This window comes from Nocardia alba NBRC 108234, assembly GCF_001612665.1.
Taxonomy (GTDB): Bacteria; Actinomycetota; Actinomycetes; order Mycobacteriales; family Mycobacteriaceae; genus Nocardia; species Nocardia alba.
Map to the genome: position 1 here is coordinate 200243 of NZ_BDAX01000010.1, position 15879 is coordinate 216121.

At 66.0% G+C, this 15879-nt stretch carries 17 protein-coding genes; 3 read left to right on the forward strand and 14 right to left on the reverse strand.

Annotation, left to right across the window (positions count from 1 at the left end):
- The first annotated feature begins 199 nt into the window (after positions 1-199).
- Both NA12_RS13405 and NA12_RS13410 read left to right on the forward strand, forming a co-directional pair.
- Positions 200-625, forward strand: coding sequence for a PPOX class F420-dependent oxidoreductase (locus NA12_RS13405; protein ID WP_067449649.1), 426 nt, complete (start codon positions 200-202; stop codon positions 623-625).
- Between the two features lie 75 nt (positions 626-700).
- Positions 701-1081 (forward strand): nitroreductase/quinone reductase family protein, encoded by a 381-nt coding sequence (locus tag NA12_RS13410; protein ID WP_255284079.1) that lies wholly within the window; start codon positions 701-703, stop codon positions 1079-1081.
- 76 nt (positions 1082-1157) lie between these two features.
- Here the strand turns inward: NA12_RS13410 and tuf are convergent, their stop codons facing one another.
- The 7 genes from tuf to hppD all read right to left on the reverse strand — a co-directional run bounded on the left by tuf (position 1158) and on the right by hppD (position 7984).
- Positions 1158-2348 (reverse strand): elongation factor Tu, encoded by a 1191-nt coding sequence (gene tuf / locus NA12_RS13415; protein WP_067449653.1) that lies wholly within the window; start codon positions 2346-2348, stop codon positions 1158-1160.
- 134 nt (positions 2349-2482) lie between these two features.
- Entirely contained in the window at positions 2483-4585 is a 2103-nt protein-coding gene (gene fusA, locus NA12_RS13420) for an elongation factor G (protein ID WP_067449655.1), read from the reverse strand.
- A gap of 33 nt (positions 4586-4618) precedes the next feature.
- Complete coding sequence (gene rpsG, locus NA12_RS13425) at positions 4619-5089, reverse strand: 30S ribosomal protein S7 (protein ID WP_056814216.1); 471 nt, start codon at positions 5087-5089, stop codon at positions 4619-4621.
- Position 5090: 1 nt separating this feature from the next.
- Positions 5091-5465 (reverse strand): 30S ribosomal protein S12, encoded by a 375-nt coding sequence (rpsL, locus tag NA12_RS13430; protein ID WP_056814220.1) that lies wholly within the window; start codon positions 5463-5465, stop codon positions 5091-5093.
- 272 nt (positions 5466-5737) lie between these two features.
- Positions 5738-6286 (reverse strand): DUF3558 domain-containing protein, encoded by a 549-nt coding sequence (locus tag NA12_RS13435; protein WP_243654742.1) that lies wholly within the window; start codon positions 6284-6286, stop codon positions 5738-5740.
- The gene (locus NA12_RS13440) at positions 6283-6810 is read right to left on the reverse strand and encodes a DUF3558 domain-containing protein (protein ID WP_067449657.1); all 528 of its coding nucleotides are present in this window, start codon (positions 6808-6810) and stop codon (positions 6283-6285) included. The genes NA12_RS13435 and NA12_RS13440 overlap by 4 nt, the downstream gene beginning before the upstream one ends.
- Before the next feature lie 31 nt (positions 6811-6841).
- Positions 6842-7984, reverse strand: a complete 1143-nt coding sequence (gene hppD / locus NA12_RS13445; RefSeq protein ID WP_067449659.1) for a 4-hydroxyphenylpyruvate dioxygenase — start codon at positions 7982-7984, stop codon at positions 6842-6844.
- A 132-nt stretch (positions 7985-8116) separates the two neighbouring features.
- Here hppD and NA12_RS13450 point away from each other — a divergent pair, with 132 nt between their 5' ends.
- The gene (locus NA12_RS13450) at positions 8117-8635 is read left to right on the forward strand and encodes an Lrp/AsnC family transcriptional regulator (protein ID WP_067449660.1); all 519 of its coding nucleotides are present in this window, start codon (positions 8117-8119) and stop codon (positions 8633-8635) included.
- Between the two features lie 16 nt (positions 8636-8651).
- Here the strand turns inward: NA12_RS13450 and NA12_RS13455 are convergent, their stop codons facing one another.
- The 7 genes from NA12_RS13455 to NA12_RS13485 all read right to left on the reverse strand — a co-directional run bounded on the left by NA12_RS13455 (position 8652) and on the right by NA12_RS13485 (position 15876).
- Positions 8652-9290, reverse strand: coding sequence for a GntR family transcriptional regulator (locus NA12_RS13455; protein WP_132369696.1), 639 nt, complete (start codon positions 9288-9290; stop codon positions 8652-8654).
- Between the two features lie 101 nt (positions 9291-9391).
- A complete protein-coding gene (locus NA12_RS13460; protein WP_067449662.1) occupies positions 9392-10384 on the reverse strand; it encodes an isopenicillin N synthase family dioxygenase in 993 nt (330 codons plus the stop codon).
- A gap of 12 nt (positions 10385-10396) precedes the next feature.
- On the reverse strand, positions 10397-11566 hold the full coding sequence (locus tag NA12_RS13465) for a substrate-binding domain-containing protein (protein WP_067449663.1): 1170 nt from the start codon (positions 11564-11566) through the stop codon (positions 10397-10399).
- Positions 11567-11582: 16 nt separating this feature from the next.
- Positions 11583-12425, reverse strand: coding sequence for an ABC transporter permease (locus tag NA12_RS13470; RefSeq protein ID WP_084472746.1), 843 nt, complete (start codon positions 12423-12425; stop codon positions 11583-11585).
- The gene (locus NA12_RS13475; protein ID WP_067449777.1) at positions 12425-13210 is read right to left on the reverse strand and encodes an ABC transporter ATP-binding protein; all 786 of its coding nucleotides are present in this window, start codon (positions 13208-13210) and stop codon (positions 12425-12427) included. Before NA12_RS13475 ends, NA12_RS13470 begins: the two co-directional genes overlap by 1 nt.
- Before the next feature lie 112 nt (positions 13211-13322).
- Positions 13323-14636, reverse strand: a complete 1314-nt coding sequence (locus NA12_RS13480) for an amidohydrolase family protein (protein ID WP_067449665.1) — start codon at positions 14634-14636, stop codon at positions 13323-13325.
- A 127-nt stretch (positions 14637-14763) separates the two neighbouring features.
- Positions 14764-15876: a winged helix DNA-binding domain-containing protein gene (locus NA12_RS13485; RefSeq protein WP_067449667.1), complete on the reverse strand. Its 1113-nt coding sequence runs from the start codon at positions 15874-15876 to the stop codon at positions 14764-14766.
- Positions 15877-15879: the final 3 nt, after the last annotated feature.

Here is a 15879-nt window from a genome sequence, read left to right on the forward strand (position 1 = left end):
TACGGGTCCGGCCGGCGCAAGGGCCGCGCGCACCGCCGACGCCCGCGAGACGGAACACCAATTCCGACGAATGTGCGTTCCTGGGACGGCACGGGCGTCGGATCACAGCGTGCCGACGAAATTTTCGCCGCCGGGCATAAACGCGCGGCCACCACGGTTCGTCACAACGAGCAGCCCCGCCACCCCTAGGAGCGCACCGATGCCCGAACTCGACCTGCACGCCCTCATCGCCGACTCCCGCATCGGCATCCTCGCCACCATCAAAGCCAGCGGTCTCCCCCAGCTCTCCCCCGTCACCCCGTACTACGACCGCGCCGCGGGCACCATCTACGTCTCCATGACCGAGGGCCGCGCCAAGACGATCAACCTTCGACGCGATCCCCGCGCCGCGCTCGAGGTCACCAGCGCCGACGGCTGGTCATGGGCCACCGCCGAGGGCACCGCCACCTTGACCGGCCCCGGCACCGACCCGAACGGCCCGGAAGTCGAGGCATTGGTCGACTACTACCGCGCGGCCGCGGGCGAGCACCCCGACTGGAACGAATACCGCGAGGTCATGGTCGCCGACCGCCGTGTCCTGATGTCGTTGACCGTCGAACACGTCTACGGCGCCAAGATCCGCTGATCGCGTGGCACCGCCCCGCAACGACTCTCAGTCCCTTGCCAAGAAGCCTCGGTAGCTTGAGGAACAGCACATTCGTTGTTCATCAGGCAGGAGAAGCCGTTGATTCAGGAATCGTTGTTGCGTCGGGGATTGCAGGGGATGAACGCCGGGGTGGTGGCATTGACCGAAGCGCCGGTCATCGGGAAGTTCCTGGGTAAGTCGTTCGCGCAGATCAGCTATGTGGGTCGGCGTTCCGGGCGGACGTTCACCACACCGGTGAACTATCGCCGTTCCGGCGAGGAGTACGTCATCGGCGCCGCGATGCCCGACAAGAAGAAGTGGTGGCGCAACTTTCTCGACGAGGGTGGTGCAGTAACCCTCCGCATCGACGGCATCGACCACCCCGGCCATGCGATCGCCAGGCGCGATCCCCGCGGCCGGGTAACCGTCCGCGTCCAGCTCGCCGCTACCGACTGACCCTTCCCTGAAACGCCGAACGGCGTCGCTCCCGGGGGAGCGACGCCGTTCAGGTTGTGCAGTGGGTCTTACAGACTCACTTGATGATCTTCGTGACGCGACCGGCACCGACGGTGCGGCCACCCTCGCGGATCGCGAAGCGCAGGCCTTCGTCCATGGCGACCGGCTGGATGAGCTTGACGCTCATCTCGGTGTTGTCGCCGGGCATGACCATCTCGGTGCCCTCGGGGAGGGTAACGACGCCGGTCACGTCCGTGGTACGGAAGTAGAACTGCGGGCGGTAGTTGTTGAAGAACGGGGTGTGGCGGCCGCCCTCGTCCTTCGACAGGATGTAGGCTTGGCCCTCGAACTCCGTGTGGGGAGTCGTGGTGCCCGGCTTGACGACAACCTGGCCACGCTCGACATCTTCACGCTTGATGCCACGAACCAGCAGGCCGACGTTGTCGCCCGCCTGGCCCTGGTCGAGCAGCTTGCGGAACATCTCGATGCCCGTGACGGTGGTCTTGGTCGACTTCTCGCGGATGCCGACGATTTCCACCTCCTCGTTCACGTTGACGATGCCGCGCTCGATACGACCGGTGACGACGGTGCCACGACCGGTGATCGTGAAGACGTCCTCGACCGGCATCAGGAACGGGAGTTCGGTCTCGCGGACCGGCTCCGGGATCGAGTCGTCGACGGCCTGCATGAGCTCGACGATGGACTCAGCCCACTTCTCGTCGCCTTCGAGGGCCTTCAGACCGGAGACACGCACGACCGGCGCGTCCTCGTCGAATTCCTGCGAAGCCAGCAGTTCGCGGACCTCCATCTCGACGAGCTCGAGGATTTCCTCGTCGTCGACCATGTCGGACTTGTTCAGCGCGACCAGGATGTAGGGAACGCCGACCTGACGGGCGAGCAGCACGTGCTCGCGAGTCTGGGGCATCGGGCCATCGGTGGCCGCGACCACGAGGATGGCGCCGTCCATCTGCGCCGCACCGGTGATCATGTTCTTGATGTAGTCAGCGTGGCCCGGGGCGTCGACGTGCGCGTAGTGGCGCTTTTCCGTCTGGTACTCGACGTGGGAGATGTTGATCGTGATACCACGAGCCTTCTCCTCCGGCGCCTTGTCGATCTGATCGAACGCGAACGCGGCGTTCAGATTCGGGTACTTGTCAGCCAGCACCTTGGTGATCGCTGCAGTCAGCGTGGTCTTGCCGTGGTCGACGTGACCGATGGTGCCGATGTTGACGTGCGGCTTCGTCCGCTCGAACTTCGCCTTCGCCACTGTGGGTCCTCCTGGACTTGTTGGTGCGTGCATTTGCAGCAGTGCGTATGTCATCCCCACTGGGGGTGGGGATCGGGTTTCTTCTTGACGTCCAGCACTTGCGGTCCAGTGTGTCACTGGACCGCAAGAGGGTTTTATTCGCCGGTCGCCTTAGCGATGATCTCCTTGGACACGTTGGCCGGAACCTCCGCGTACTGGGCGAACACCATGGAGTAGTTCGCGCGACCCTGGGTCTTGGACCGCAGGTCACCGATGTAGCCGAACATCTCCGAGAGCGGAACCAGCGCCTTGACGACACGGGCACCACTGCGTTCCTCCATGGCCTGAATCTGGCCACGGCGGGAGTTGAGGTCGCCGATCACGTCGCCCATGTATTCCTCGGGCGTGATGACCTCGACCGCCATGAGCGGCTCGAGGATCACCGGACCGGCCTTACGGGCCGCTTCCTTGAGGGCCTGCGAACCCGCGATCTTGAACGCCATTTCCGAGGAGTCGACGTCGTGGTACGCGCCGTCGAGCAGGCTGACCTTCAGGTTCACCAGCGGGTAGCCGGCGAGCACGCCGTACTGCATGGCATCCTGGGCGCCCGCGTCGACCGACGGGATGTACTCACGGGGCACGCGACCGCCGGAGACCTTGTTCTCGAACTCGTAGGTCGCGCCGTCCTCGCCGACAAACGGCTCGAGGGCGATGATGACCTTCGCGAACTGGCCGGAGCCACCCGTCTGCTTCTTGTGGGTGAACTCGTGCTTCTCGACCTTCTTGGTGATGGTCTCGCGGTAGGCCACCTGCGGCTTGCCGACGTTCGCCTCGACCTTGAACTCGCGACGCATACGGTCGACGAGGATGTCGAGGTGGAGCTCGCCCATGCCGCCGATGACGGTCTGGCCGGTCTCCTGGTCGAGCTTGACCGAGAACGTCGGGTCTTCGCGCGCCAGCTTCTGGATCGCGGTGCCGAGCTTCTCCTGGTCGGACTTGGTCTTGGGCTCGATCGAGACCTCGATGACCGGATCCGGGAAGGTCATCGACTCGAGGACGACCTGGTTCTGCGCGTCGGACAGGGTGTCACCGGTGGTGGTGTCCTTCAGGCCGATGACCGCGTAGATGTGGCCCGCCGAAGCCGTGGCGACCGGCATCTCCTTGTTGGAGTGCATCTGGAACAGCTTGCCCAGACGCTCCTTCTTGCCCTTGGTCGAGTTCACGACCTGGGCGCCGGAGGCCACCTGACCCGAGTACACGCGCACGTAGGTGAGCTCACCGAAGAACGGGTGCACCGCGATCTTGAACGCCAGCGCCGCGAACGGCTCGTCGACGTTCGGCTTGCGGGTGATCAGCTCTTCTTCCTTGTTGGGCACGTGGCCGGTGGTGGCCTCGACGTCCAGCGGGGAAGGGAGGTAATCGATGACCGCGTCGAGCATGGGCTGAACGCCCTTGTTCTTGAACGCGGAACCACACAGCACCGGGTACAGCTCGGAGTTGACCGTCATCTTGCGGATGGCGCCCTTGATCTCCTCGATGGTGAGATCCTCGCCACCGAAGAACTTCTCGAGCAGCGCCTCGTCGGACTCGGCGACGGTCTCGAGCAGTTCCTGACGGTACTGCGCGGCCTTCTCCTCGAGATCGGCCGGAATCGCGACGACTTCGTACTCTTCGCCGAGCTTGGTCTCGCCCTTCCAGACCTTGGCGTTGTTCTCGACCAGGTCGACGATGCCCTCGAAGTCGTTCTCAGCGCCGATCGGCAGCTGGATCACGAGCGGACGAGCGCCGAGACGGTCCTTGATGGTCTGCACGGTGAAGTAGAAATCCGCACCGAGCTTGTCCATCTTGTTCACGAAGCAGATACGCGGCACGTCGTACTTGTCGGCCTGACGCCACACCTGCTCGGACTGGGGCTCGACACCCTCTTTGCCGTCGAACACCGCGACAGCGCCATCGAGCACGCGGAGCGAGCGCTCCACCTCGACGGTGAAGTCGACGTGCCCGGGGGTGTCGATGATGTTGATCTGGTTGTCTTTCCAGAAGCAGGTGGTAGCCGCGGAGGTGATGGTGATACCACGCTCCTGCTCCTGCTCCATCCAGTCCATCGTGGCCGCGCCATCGTGAACTTCACCGATCTTGTACGTGATACCGGTGTAGAACAGGATGCGTTCGGTCGTGGTGGTCTTGCCCGCATCGATGTGGGCCATGATGCCGATGTTGCGGACCTTGTTCAGGTCGGTGAGCACGTCCTGTGCCACGAAATTCTCCCTTTTAAGTGACGGGCCGGACTATCACCAGCGGTAGTGCGCGAAGGCCCGGTTCGACTCGGCCATCTTGTGGGTGTCCTCGCGACGCTTCACGGCGGCACCGAGGCCGTTGCTGGCATCGAGGAGCTCGTTGGCGAGACGCTCGACCATGGTCTTCTCGCGACGGGCGCGGGAGTAGCTGACCAGCCAGCGCAGCGCCAGGGTGTTGGCGCGGCCCGGACGGACCTCGACCGGCACCTGGTAGGTGGCGCCACCGACGCGGCGGGGCTTCACCTCGAGGGCGGGCTTGACGTTGTCCAGCGCGCGCTTGAGGGTGACGACCGGATCGGTGCCGGTCTTCTCACGCGCCTGCTCGAGTGCACCGTAGACGATGCGCTCGGCAGTGGACTTCTTGCCGTCCATCAGGATCTTGTTGACCAGCTGAGTGACCAGCGGGGACCCGTAGACCGGGTCGTTGATCAGCGGACGCTTGGGTGCGGGGCCCTTGCGTGGCATATCAGCTCTTCTCCTTCTTGGCGCCGTAGCGGCTGCGCGCCTGCTTGCGGTTCTTCACGCCCTGGGTGTCGAGCGATCCACGGATGATCTTGTAACGGACACCAGGAAGGTCCTTCACACGACCGCCGCGAACGAGCACCATGGAGTGCTCCTGCAGGTTGTGGCCTTCACCGGGGATGTACGCCGTGACCTCGATCGCGCTGGTCAGGCGAACACGCGCGACCTTACGGAGCGCGGAGTTCGGCTTCTTGGGGGTGGTGGTGTACACGCGAGTGCACACGCCACGACGCTGCGGGCTCCCCTTCAGGGCCGCAGTCTTGGTCTTGGTGACCTTGTCGCGGCGACCCTTGCGGACCAGCTGGTTGATGGTTGGCATAGACCGGCTTTCCTTATTGGTAATTGCGCTTGGTGTGCAGTGTCTTGCAGTTCATCGAGCTTTCACCCGCACGTCAAACCACGTTTCCCTTAACCCGTGGTCGGGCGTGTCGCTGTGGCGCTCAGTGCCCTTTTCAAGGCACGTTGGAACGTATCGGCCGCTTTCGCTGGCCTACGTTCACACACGAACTTGCCCGTAGCAATCCGGGCACAGGGATCTACGATACCCGCGTGCCCGATTCGGGGTCAAAGCGGGGGGCCGCGTCAAGCCTTCTACCGGGCGAGATCCAGGGTCAGCTCGACTAATTTCTGTGCGCCCGCGCACGGATCGGGGTGCGCCGAGCCGGGCTTGTAGTTGATCCACCACCCGACCACGCCGACATCGGCGGCCGGGGCGGTGACGCCACAGGAGTCGTTGTCGCCCGGTCGGCGCACCTGCAAAGCCCTGCGGCCCTGCACGGTGATGTCGCCGGAGGTGTAGCCCAACTTGTCGTTGGTGGTCTTCTCGTTGTTCAGTGTACCCATCTCGTACCAGTTGAGGCTGGCCATGGCAGGCCCACCTGGGGCGTCCTCGATCTCCCACATGCAGACGGCGCCGCTGAACGAACTGATGACGAACTTGGCGTTACCGACGATCCCGCCGATCTTGTCGTTGGCCACGACCTCGCACTCGCGCAGCAGTTTGTCGAAGTCGGAGTTGATCGTCTCACCGCCACCTCCCTTGCCCAGCGGCTGGGCGTTGCCCTCGACCTTCTGTCCACAGCCGGCCAGGGCGAGCGTGAGCAGCAGCATCGCCGCGGCGGCGACCTTGCCCGCGCTCACTGCAGCCGTCCCACGGTGAGCTCGGCCATTTTCCTGGCCCGGTCGCACGGGTTACCGCCGATAGGGAACATGCCGGTATTCATCGACCACTCGAAGAAGTCGTCGTCGAGTTGCACAGCCAAGTCGCAGACAGTTCCCTCCGGCGCCAGTGCTTGGAAACCCGGTTTGCCCCCGACATCGATGGCCTCGGGCGGGCGTCCGACGTTGGACACCCAAGCCTTCTCCCGCTCGATCGGACTGCCCCGGTAGGACGCGAAAGTGACGCTGGGGGAATTCATTCCGGCGCCCTGCCAGTTGCACCCGGTCGCGTTCTTGTAGACCCGTGCGATCTGGCCGATGCCGGCGAGGCTGCGCACTTCGTCGTCGGTGACGTGACCGCACTCGCCGACGAAGGGGCCGAGTGAGGCGACCTTCGGCGGTGGTCGGTTCGGCCCCATCGGCGTATCGGAGTCGTCCCCCGATCCGCACGACGTCAGCATGACGACCAAGGTCATGCCGGTGATGATCGCCGGGAGGATCCGCATGGCATGAACTGTAGTAGGTCCGCGCACCCGGTCACAGATTGCCGCGAGCGTCCTGTTCGCGTTCGATGGCCTGGAAAAGGGCCTTGAAGTTGCCTTTTCCGAAACCGAGTGAGCCGTGTCGCTCGATGAGTTCGAAGAAGACGGTGGGGCGATCGGTGAGCGGGCGGGTGAATATCTGGAGAAGGTAGCCGTCTTCGTCGCGGTCGACCAGGATGCCGCGACGCTGTAGTTCGTCGACCGGGACGCGCACGGCGCCGATGCGCGCGCGCAGTTCGGGGTCCTCGTAGTAGGTGTCGGGTGTCGCGAGGAATTCGATCCCCTCGGCGCGCAGGGCGTCGACGGTTTCGACGATGTCGCCGGTGGCCAGGGCGATGTGCTGCACGCCGGGGCCACGGTAGAACTCGAGGTACTCGTCGATCTGGGAACGCTTGCGGCCCAACGCCGGTTCGTTGAGGGGGAACTTCACGCGGTGGTTGCCGTTGGCGACGACCTTGCTCATCAGCGCGGAGTACTCGGTGGCGATGTCGTCGCCGACGAACTCGGCCATATTCGTGAATCCCATGACGCCGCGGTAGAAGTCGACCCAGCGGTCCATCATGCCGAGTTCGACATTGCCGACCACGTGGTCGATCGCCTGGAACACGCGCTTGCCCGGCTCGCGGGCGCAAGTGCGCGCGACATAGCCGGGGAGATAGGGACCCGCGTAGGCGGAGCGATCGATGAGGCTGTGCCTGGTGTCGCCGTAGGTGGCCAGCGCGGCCGAGCGCACGGTGCCGAATTCGTCGGTCTCGTCATGCGGTTCGGTGAGGATGATCGCGCCGTGCGCGCGGGCCCTGGCGACGCAGCGGTCGACGTCGGCGACCTCGAGCGCGATGTCGACCACGCCGTCACCGTGGCGGTCGTGGTGGGCGACGAGCGGGCTGTCGGGGTCGACCGCGCCGGTGATCACGAACCGCGCTCCCCCGCTGCGCAGCACGAACGACTTGTGGTCGCGATCGCCGGTCTCGGGCCCCGCGTACGCCTCCAGCCGCATCCCGAACGCGGACTGCAGGAAGTGGGCGCTCTGGGTGGCGTTGCCGACGACCCAGACGAGGGCGTCCCACCCGATCACCGGAAACGGATCGACACTGTCGTCGTGCTCGATCAGCCCGACGAGCTGCTGCTCAATGGTCATGACCTAGGAAATCGCGCCGGACCGCAGGTGGGCAACTACTCCACCTTTGTCTGAACAGGGCGGCTCGAGAAGCCACCGAAAGCCCACCGATGGTGGACAATTTGACTAGGAACCGGACAGGGAGGTCTTCGCATGCGCACCCCCGCGAAACTGGATGAACTGGACCTGGCGATCCTCACCGCGATGCACCAGTTCCAGAAGGCCGGAATTCTCGAGCTGTCCCGGCGGACGAAGGTCGCCCGGGCGACGGTGCAGGCGCGGATCAGCCGGATGGAGGAATCCGGGGTGATCGCGTCCTACGATCCGCGCATCGATGTCACCGCAGCGGGTTTCGATGTGCAGGCGTTCGTGACCTTGGAGATCGCACAGGGGGCGCTCGACAGCGTGAGCGCGGAGCTGGCGGCGATCCCGGGGGTGCTGGAGGCGTACGCGACGACCGGTTCCGGTGATGTGCTGTGCCGGATCGGGGCCGATTCACACGCGGGATTGCAAGCGGTGTTGTTGAGCATCGATCGGACCGGTTCGGTGGTGCGGTCGCACAGCGTGGTCGTGCTGTCGACGGTGGTCGCGCACCGCACGATGCCGCTGCTGCGCACACTGACCCCGGCGGGCACCGCGAAGGCGCCCGCGTACCGGGATCAACGCCGATGATTCCGGCCGGAGCTGTTCAGTGCCTGGCGAGGCGGGTCAGCAGACCCTGCACGTGTGCCTCGGCGGCGGCGCGGGCCGACTCGGGGTGGCCGGATTCGAGAGCCTCGACGATGCGTCGGTGTTCGCGCAGGGCGACGCGGCGGTTGCGGGCCGAACACCACAGGTCGCCGCGGTAGAGGTGGGCCTGGGCTTCCAGGCGGGCCAGTTCGTCGACAACGCAGGTGTTGCCGGAGGCGTCGCGGATGAAGGTGTGGAATTCCAGGTCGAGCTGGGCGTCGCGAGCGGGATCGGCCCGGTCGTTCAGATGCGCCTGCTGGGCGGTGACGATGCCGGTGAGCGTGTCGAGATCGGCCTCGGTGAGGCGGGTGGCGGCCGCGGCGGCGGCCAGACCGTCGAGGGCGGCCCGGACCGCGAGGACGTCGCGGATCCGGTCGTCGTCGACGGCGGCCACCTTCGCCCCGACATGCGGCGCGCTGACGGCTAGACCCTCGTAGATCAGCTGCTGCACCGCCTCGCGGACGGGACTGCGGCTGACCCCGAGCTCGGTCGCCAGCGCCGGCACGCTGAGCGACTGGCCCGAGGTCAGTTCGCCGGACAGGACCATCTGCCGGATCCGTCGATGGACCGATCGGCCGAGCAGCGAGGCTTCGGTCATCGCGGAATCCTCGGGCATGCTCGGGCGCTCCGACGGGTTACGCGGGCTGCCTCCTGCGGGCGCTGACCGCTCATGCCGTGTCCTTTCCTCGGTTGCGCTGATTATCCCCGGGGGCGATAGTTCGCCTGTACTCGCTGAGTCAGGAAATCGGCCGCGGTGACGGGCGGGTACTTGCCCGCGGGCCCCTGGATGACGGCGTCGCGGTCGGCCTGGGCGAAATAGGCGATGCTGTAGCGCTCGCCCTGGTATTCGCCCTCGCCGGGGCTGCGAACACGGTGGAAGTTCGACGGCAGCAGGTCGTCGCTCCAGCGGGTGAGCATGTCACCGATATTGCAGGTGATCAGACTCGACGACGGGGTGATGGAAGTCCACTGCTGCTCATCCATCTCCTTGCCTGGGCACACCTGGAGCCCGCCCTGACCGTCGCGCTGGAAAAGCAGGGTGAGGCAGTCGAAGTCGGTGTGCGCGCCCGCCCGCCAGCGTCCGGCGACACCGCGCAGTTCCACGGGGACAGCGAAGTAGTGCAACAAACGCAAGGCGCTCTGGTAGCTCGCGGAGCTGGGATCGTGTGCGGTGGTGAAGTACTCACGCTCGAAACCGAGGCGGTCGGCGAAGCAGGACAGCACCCGCATCGCCACTGCCCAGGCCCGACCTTCGAAATCGAGTACGCGGGAACGGAATCCGGCCAGTTCGGCATCGGTGGGCCACAGCGCGTCCATGTGCGGCCGGGTGATCTGATACGACTCCTTCTGGTCGGGCACGCCGATGGACGGGCGCACCTGGCTCAGGCTCTCCCAGCCCGCGTTGTTCTTCTTGACCAGGGGGTACTGCCCCTTGACCTCCTCGGGCAGGGCGAAGAAATCCGCTGTGGCGCCGAACATGTCGTCGATCAGGTCCTGCGGGATGCCGTGGCCGCTGAGCTGGAAGAAACCGATCTCGGTGGCGGCGGCCCAGAGTTCCTCGGTGATCTCGGAGCGCCGGTTCTCGAAGTCGGTGAGGTCGATGACGCGGATCTCCCGGTCGGTGGTCTCCTTGCCGAGACCGCCCATCTGCTTCTCGCGCGAGACTTCGGACAGGTCGTAGCTGGTGGTCATAGCGGTGTCTCCTTAGCCGGTGACGGAAATGGCGGGGTCGAGGAATTCCTTGGTGACCAGGTCCTTCGCGGTCAGGCCGGTGGGCACGTTCGCCCCGCCCGCGCGCAGGATGGGTCCGAATTCGTCGATGATGCGCTGGACGCGGGCCTCGTCGAAACTGCCGAGTACGCCGTCGGTGTCGTTGCCGATCAGGCCGCCGTCGATGAGCGCCCTGGAACCGAAGGCGGCCAACTCGGCGCTGTAGGGGCTGAGTTTGGGGTTGCGCTCCACCACATCGATGACGACATCGTTGACATGGGTGGGATCGGCCTTGAACGCCGCGGTGGCCCGCTGGATCATCGGCACCAGTTTCCGCAGGCACGGGCGCAATTCGGCCAGCTTGTCGGCGCGCACGTTCACGGTACGGGCGTAGCCCTCGTAGCCGACGTCCTTGAGCAGTTGGTAGCCGACCGGCTTGTTCCAGGCCCGCACCTCGTGCTCGTAGGTGAACGGTTCGGCGTTGGCGAAGCCCTGCTGGGCGAAGGACGGATCGGTCACGAAGCGCGAGGGCGAGTTGTCGTAGGAGGCGTCGACCTGCTCCTTGCGCACCAGCCCGCGAGCGACGAGCCAATCCGGGTACAGCTGCCCCTTGGAGACCACGACCGGCTTGCCGGACCTGCCGATATCGGCGATACCAGTCCAGCCGGGGTTGGTCTTCGGGTCCCACATCAACATCTGGGGACTGTTGCGCAGCAGCGTGGTGACGGCGATGATCGGCTGCTGACCAGCGGCGGCGATGGCGTGCTCGGAGTGCGCGAGACCGAGGGTGATGCTCTGGTCGACGTACATCTGCGACGGCACGGTCTGGAAGCCGATGGCCGGGCCGCCCGCCCGGATCTCGAGCCGCACGCCGGTGTCCTTACCCTCGGCCACGAGCGGGCCGGTGATCTTGTTGTTGTCGGCGTCGACCGTGTAGCCGGGTCCGAGCAGACCGAAGAGGGGGCCGGAGTCGGTTTCCGGTGCCCACTGCAGCTGGACGACCACGGTGGCGGGGCAGTCGCCCGCGAGTTGTTGTTCGGCCGGTGCCGGTTCGAGCGCGACCGCGGGAGCGGTGGTGGTGTCGTCGGAACAGGCGGACGCGGTGCCTGCCAGCAGCACAGCCAGCGCGGCGAAACCTATGCGGCGCAAGGGAGATGTCTTCATGGGGAGTCCTGTCGAGCTAATGGGCGGAGTTGTGCCAGCGGCCGACGCTGACCTTCTGGATGACGGTGAACACGGTGAACACGAGCACGCCGAACAGGGCGGCCAGCAGCAGCGCACCGATCAGGTCCTCGGATTGCAGGCGGGCGCGGTAGGTGTCGAGCAAGGTGCCGATGCCCGGTTTGCCCTGCGCGAAGAACATGTCGCCGATGATGGCGCCGGTCACCGAAAGCCCTGCGGCGGTGCGTAATCCGGTGAGTGTCGAGGGCAGCGCGGCGGGCAGTTGCAGTGACCAGAGCCGACGCAGGCGACCGGCTCGGCCGAGGGTGAACAGTTCCTGGAGGTTGCCGTCGACGGATTTGATGCCGAACAGCGTCATCGCGATGATCGGATGGATCGCGATCAACACGCACACGGTGGTGCGGGCGGCGAAGCCGTAGCCCAGCCACAAGCCGATGAGCGGCACCACCGCGAGGACCGGAATCGCTTGGAGCACAACAGCGTACGGATAGACGACATTCTCGATCGGTTTGGCCTGGCTCATCAGCACCGCGATCGCCACCCCGAGCACCGCCGAGATCAGCAGGCCGGTGATCGCGACCCTGGCGGTGACGGCCAGCGCCTCCAGCATCACCTCGAGTTTCCTCGGGTCGGCGAGGGATTCACGCAACACGACGTGCGGCGGCGGCAGCAGGAAGCGGCGCCCCTCGCTGAGGATCAGCATCGACACCGCGTACCAGGCGGCCAAGGCCACGGTGATCGACACCATCGGCGCCACCAGGGCGCCGCCGAATCTGCGCAGGTTCGCCGTCGGCAGCCCGATCTTCGGTGCGGCGGGCGCACGGGTCGCGACACTCACCATCAGGCAGCTTCTTTCAACGAGCGCGAGATGCGCGAGACGAGGTGGGTGAACGCGGGTTCGAAGCGGAGTTCGCGTTCACGCGGGTAGGGCAGGTCGACATCGATCACCTCGTGGATGCGGCCCGGCCTGGCCGACATCACCACCACGCGCGAAGCGAGGAACACGGCCTCGGAGACCGAGTGGGTGATGAACAGGGCGGTGAAGGCGTTGTCGCGGTAGAGGCGAAGCAACTCTTCCTGCATGTTCAGCCTGGTCATCTCGTCGAGCGCGCCGAAGGGTTCGTCCAGCAGCATCAGGCGCGGTTGCAGCGACAGCGCCCTGGCCAGCGAGACGCGCATGCGCATGCCGCCGGAGAGCTGACTCGGCAGTTTGTTCGCGAAGTCGGCCAGGCCGACAGCTCGGATCGCCCGTTCGACCCGGTCGCGGCGGGTCCTGCGGTCGACCCCGGCCAGTTCGGCCGAGAGTTCGACATTGCGGCGCACCTTGCGCCACGGCAGCAACGTGGCTTCCTGGAAGATGAAGCCGATCGAATTCGTCCGCACCGCGACGGCCCCCGAGCTCACCGGCTCCAGACCGGCGGCCAAGCGCAGCAGCGTGGACTTGCCACAGCCGGACGGTCCGACCACCGCGACGAATTCGCCTTCGCGGATGTCGAGGTCGACGTCGGTCAGGGCGAGTGTGCCCGCTTCGCCGCCGAATCGCTTGCTCACGCCGGCGAAAGAGACCTCCATGCCGGACAGCAGCGTTCTCGCGTCGGCGTCGTTCACCGTGTCGTAGAGCGTCACCGTGATCACCTTCTCCTGCGGTATGTCATTGTTGCGTGCAACTTCTGAGTGATTTCAGTTTGAACTAGACGAATTACATGCAATGCATCGTTCATTTCCGACTTATTAACAGTCATCGCATGCGAATCAGACGTCGTGCGAGGTCCTGATGATCGACACGGGTGCTCATTCCGTCGCGGATCACGGGCTCGCCGTCGACCCACACGGTGTCGATCACCCGCGATGACGCGGCGGTGAGCAGGGTGGCGCCGGGGTCGAGTACCGGCAGGCAGGCGAAGTCACGATCGAAGCGCACGAGCGTGAGATCGGCGCGGTCCCCGACAGCGAGGCCGGTACGGGTGGGACCGCCGAGCACCCGGCCCGCGGCGCCGGTCGCCATTCGCAGCATCTGTTCGAAGCCGAGCAGGTCGGCCTGCTTGTTGGCCGCGCGCTGCAGGTACGCGCCGAGACGCAGGGTGAGCAGCATGTCCTGGGTGTCGTTGCTCGCGGCGCCGTCGACGCCGAGCGTGACGTCGATGCCCGCCGCGAGCATCTGCGGAACCGGAGCGACGCCACTGCCGAGGCGCATATTGGAGACCGGGTTGTAGGAGACGGCGACGCCGCGTTCGGCGAACACCGCGCGGCCGTGCTCGTCGAGGTTGACGCAGTGCACGGCCAGGGTGCGATCCCAGAGAAAACCGTGCGCGTCGAGGTAGTCGACAGCGCGGACACCCGCATGCAATCGGCACATGTCGTCGTCGGTGGTGGTCTCGAGTACATGTATCGACACGGTTTTGCCGGTGGCCCGGGCGTACTCACGAGCGGCCGCCATGCCGTCGGGAGTGAGGCAGCGTGGGTTGGGGACGGCCAGCGCGGTGGTGATGCGGCTGCCGACGAGTTGCTTGTCGAGCTCGTCCACGTGGGCGAGGGTCTCGTCGAGCGGCTGCAGCAGGCGCGGGTCGAGGCCCCATTTACGGGTGCTGTCGGCGCGGTCGGCGATGCCGCGCCCGAGGACGACGCGGATGCCGAGCTCTCGCAGCGCGCGGATCATCGCCTGGTGGATCTCGTCGGAGGGGTTCGGCCACAGATGTTCGACAACCGTCGTGACGCCGCTGCGCAGCAGCTCCAGGCCGCCTGCCAGCGCCGAGAGGTAGGTCTGCGCCGGGGTGGCGGCCACGGTGTGTTCGCCGACGCAGCGCAGCCATTCCAGCAGCGGCAGACCCTCGCCGACGCCACGCAGGACCGCCTGCTGTAGGTGCGTGTGCGTGTTGACGAAGCCCGGCAGCAGATAACCACCACCGCCGTCGAAACGGGGCAGATCCGCGTGTTCGGGCGCGGCCCCCAAGGCGACGACCACACCGCCTTCGATCACGACTTCGCCGGGCGCCCAGCCCTGCTCGGTGTAGACGGTGACATCAGTGATGACTACGGACGCGACGGATTCCATGCGCGCACCTCTTTCGGGATGCGGCTGGTTCGCTCGCCGGATTCAGCGGAGCACGTCGTCCGTTGCAGCCATGAACGTCGTGGGCACGACCCTAGGAAGCGGTTGTTGCACTGACGTTAAAGCAATGTCACGGGCGAAGGTCGGCGCCGGGTTCGAGGATCTCGACGACGGGTACGGAGTCGGCCTCGAGGAAGGCGAGCAATGCGCTCGCTTCCGACTCCACCTGCGTCGCTTCGGTTTTCGTCCACGGGCGAGCTGGACTGATCCGCAGCCGCGCGGTCCCGGACTTGACGAAGATCTTGTACACCCCGGCGGTGAAACCGTCGAGCAGGATCGGCGAGACATTGGTGGCGAAGGCGCGCAGGGTCGGCGGGTTGTCGTCGCCGGTGATCCGCGCGCGGTCCTGGTGCGACAGCAGCGCGTTGTCGTACCAGCCGAGCAACCGGACCGGGGCGGGCAGGTCAGGATCGGCGAGGTCGAGATCAGCCGCGTCGTACAGGGTTCGACCGCGGGCATCAGTGTAGGTGCGCACCCGGTCGCCGAGGTCGGCGACGGCCTTCTTCATGGCGGGCAGGCGCGACCACGCCTGCATGTCCATTGTGGTGGCGGGACCGAACGCACGCAGATACCGCAGGATCAACTCCGACACCGGGTAGGTCGGGTCCAGTGGTGCGCCCAGCCAGGGCTGAACTCGTGACCAGACCGGGCGGCTGTTGTCGCCCCAGCGACCGCGCGGGGGTGTTTGCAGGACGGGGAGTTGGTACAGCCACGTCTGCAGGACCGCTCCGGCGTCGCGGTCGGGGTAGCGGAGGGCGGCTTCGGCGCGCAGGTCGGCCGCCGACTTCGGCTCGTCACCGAGCGCCGCCTCCCCGTGCGCGCGCACCTCGCCGGGGTCGAGGCCGACCATCGCGCCGTAGTTGAAACCCTGACGGAACGGAACCTTCTCGAGCTCGGGCTGGATGTGCGGCGCGATCCGCAACGCATCCGGCGGCGTGACGAGATGAATTGTGCCGCGCATCAGGGTGATCCGCACCAGCGACCGGTCGTCGAGACCGTTCGACACCGTCGCCGCATCGAAATCGGTGATCCGGCTCCACAATCCGATGAACGGCGGCGGCACGTCCTGGGCTTGCAGGCCGACCAGGTGATCGCACATCTCGGCGGTGGTCAACGTCGAACGCTCCAGCAAATGCTGCCGGGCGAGCAACGTCCGGTTCAGCACCCGGTTCGACAGCTGCATCCC

Coding starts and splice junctions, on each gene's coding strand:
- NA12_RS13485 (WP_067449667.1), bottom strand. CDS start 15,876: ATGCAGCTGTCGAACCGGGTGCTGAACCGGACGTTGCTCGCCCGGCAG.
- NA12_RS13460 (WP_067449662.1), bottom strand. CDS start 10,384: ATGACCACCAGCTACGACCTGTCCGAAGTCTCGCGCGAGAAGCAGATG.
- NA12_RS13440 (WP_067449657.1), bottom strand. CDS start 6,810: ATGCGGATCCTCCCGGCGATCATCACCGGCATGACCTTGGTCGTCATG.
- NA12_RS13455 (WP_132369696.1), bottom strand. CDS start 9,290: ATGACCGAAGCCTCGCTGCTCGGCCGATCGGTCCATCGACGGATCCGG.
- hppD (WP_067449659.1), bottom strand. CDS start 7,984: ATGACCATTGAGCAGCAGCTCGTCGGGCTGATCGAGCACGACGACAGT.
- NA12_RS13465 (WP_067449663.1), bottom strand. CDS start 11,566: ATGAAGACATCTCCCTTGCGCCGCATAGGTTTCGCCGCGCTGGCTGTG.
- rpsL (WP_056814220.1), bottom strand. CDS start 5,465: ATGCCAACCATCAACCAGCTGGTCCGCAAGGGTCGCCGCGACAAGGTC.
- NA12_RS13480 (WP_067449665.1), bottom strand. CDS start 14,636: ATGGAATCCGTCGCGTCCGTAGTCATCACTGATGTCACCGTCTACACC.
- NA12_RS13450 (WP_067449660.1), top strand. CDS start 8,117: ATGCGCACCCCCGCGAAACTGGATGAACTGGACCTGGCGATCCTCACC.
- rpsG (WP_056814216.1), bottom strand. CDS start 5,089: ATGCCACGCAAGGGCCCCGCACCCAAGCGTCCGCTGATCAACGACCCG.
- NA12_RS13405 (WP_067449649.1), top strand. CDS start 200: ATGCCCGAACTCGACCTGCACGCCCTCATCGCCGACTCCCGCATCGGC.
- NA12_RS13470 (WP_084472746.1), bottom strand. CDS start 12,425: ATGGTGAGTGTCGCGACCCGTGCGCCCGCCGCACCGAAGATCGGGCTG.